General features: G+C 64.2%; 1 protein-coding gene. It reads right to left on the bottom strand.

Features of this window, described 5'->3' with window-relative positions; genetic code table 11:
- A partial coding sequence (locus DBR24_RS14240; protein ID WP_146189046.1) for a condensation domain-containing protein occupies nt 1-2,155 on the bottom strand: 2,155 nt, incomplete at its 3' end.
- Nucleotides 2,156-2,157 lie beyond the last annotated feature (2 nt).

Below are 2,157 nucleotides of genomic sequence, written 5' to 3'. Positions count from 1 at the left end.
CGACAATCACCTGACGCAACGTCGCGCTGTCCCACAACGGCGCATCACGCAACACCACAGCGGCGCCATGACACAGCGGCGGGAAGAATTGCTCGACGAAACCATCGAAGCTGCTGGTGGCGAATTGCAGGACGCGGTCGCCTTCGCGCAAGTCGCTGTAGTCGATGGCGCGAGCGATGAACTCGCTCAACGCACCGTGACTGACCGCAACACCTTTCGGTCGCCCGGTGGAGCCGGAGGTGTAGATCACATAGGCGAGGTGCTGCGCATCAACGGTCACCGACAGATTGTCGGCGTGGTCACTGTCGTCCAGTTGCTCCAGGCACAGGCAATCGACGCCCCCCAGATCCGGCAGGCTGGCGAGGTTTTCGTGATCGCTCAGCAGCAGTTTCAGGCCGCTGTCATCCAGCACATGGCGCAGGCGTTCGGCCGGGGTTTGCGGGTCCAGCGGCACATAGGCGCCGCCGGCCTTGAGCACGGCCAGCAAGGCCACCGCCAGTTCCAGCGAACGCCCCAACGCCACGCCGACCAGCACGTCCGGCCCGACACCACGCGCACGCAACTGATGCGCCAGGCGATTGCTGCGCGCATTGAGTTCGCTGTAGGTGAGTGACGGTGACGGCGCCGTGGCGAGGAGTACCGCCGCTGCCTGCGGCGTGCGTGCCACTTGCGCCTCGAACAGGGTCTGCACGCTGGCGAAAGCGGGTTCGCTCGCCGTGGCCTGAATCAGCTGTGCGCGCTCGACCTGCGCCAGCAGCGCGACGTCGCCGATCAATTGCTGCGGGTCGCGGCAGACGGACAGCAGAATATTGCGCCAGTGTCCGGCCATCGCGGCGATGGTCGCGGCATCGAAAATATCGGTGGCGTAGGTGAAGGCGGCGAACAGCTGCTCGCCCTCCTCGCGGGTGTCGAGCATCAGGTCGCTGGTGGCGGCATGTTGCCGACCGCTGCCGGCCAGTTGTTCTTCAGTCAGATAGCCGACCTGCAAACCCGACTCCAGTTGCACGTGCTGCAAGTCGGTCACCAGCGGCTGGTGGTTGAACATCACCTGGAACAGGGGGTTGCGGCTTTGGCTACGCACCGGTTGCAGGGCTTCGATCAAGGCGTCGAACGGCAACTCCTGATGGACCTGGGCACCAAGGGCGGCTTCACGCAGGCTTTGCAACAGCTCGGCGAAACGGGTTTGCGCGGTGACTTCGCTGCGCAGGATCTGCGTGTTGACGAAGAAGCCGATCAGCCCTTCGGTTTCACTGCGGGTACGGTTGGCAATCAGGCCGCCGACGCGAATGTCGGTCTGGCCGCTGTAGCGATGCAACAAGGTCTTGAACGCCGCCAGCAACACCACGAACAGGGTCACGCCCTGACGCTGGGCAAGGCTTTTCAATTCCTGGCGCAGCGCGGCATCGATCACCGTTTCCAGGCGTGCCCCCTGATGACTCGATTGCGCCGGATAAGCACGGTCAGTGGGCAATTCCAGCACCGGATGTTCGTCGCCCAGTTGCGCGCGCCAGTACTCCAGTTGCCGCTCACGCTCACCCGCCTCCAGCCAGCTGCGCTGCCACAGGGCGTAATCGCGGTAGTGCACGGTCAGTGCCGGCAGCGACGGTTCGCGCCCCGCCACCAGCGCGTCGTAGGTGCGCATGAACTCGTCGATAAGAATGTTCATCGACCAGCCATCGGCAATGATGTGATGCAAGGTCAACAGCAACACGTGTTCCTGCTCGGCCAGACGCAGCAGGCGCAGGCTCAGCAGCGGGCCGTGTTCCAGATCGAACGCCTGGGTGGCTTCGGCCATCATGTGTTGTTGCGCCAGCGTCCAGCGCTGGTTTGCAGGCACCGCAGTCAAATCGGTAAGGCTCAGTGTCAGCGCCTCGGGCTGGGCGACTCGCTGAAAAGCACGCTCACCTTCCTGACCGAACGTGGTGCGCAGGCATTCATGCCGCGCCGCCAACAGACTGAAGGCCTGCTCCAGCGCCTGCGCTTGCAACTCGCCCGTCAGGCGCACGGCCATCGGCAGGTTGTAGGCGGCACTGTGCGGGTCCAGTTGCCAGAGAAACCACATCCGCTGCTGGGCGTAGGACAGGCCGTCACGCTCGGCAATGCCCTCACAGTGGGTCATGGGAAGCTGCGCAAAGTCGATGCCTTCGCGGGCCATGC

Origin of the sequence: Pseudomonas sp. HMWF006 (assembly GCF_003061205.1) — a bacterium.
GTDB lineage: Bacteria > Pseudomonadota > Gammaproteobacteria > Pseudomonadales > Pseudomonadaceae > Aquipseudomonas > Aquipseudomonas monsensis.
The sequence above is the reverse complement of the archived record's forward strand: the minus strand, read 5'-3'. Positions and strand labels throughout refer to the sequence as shown.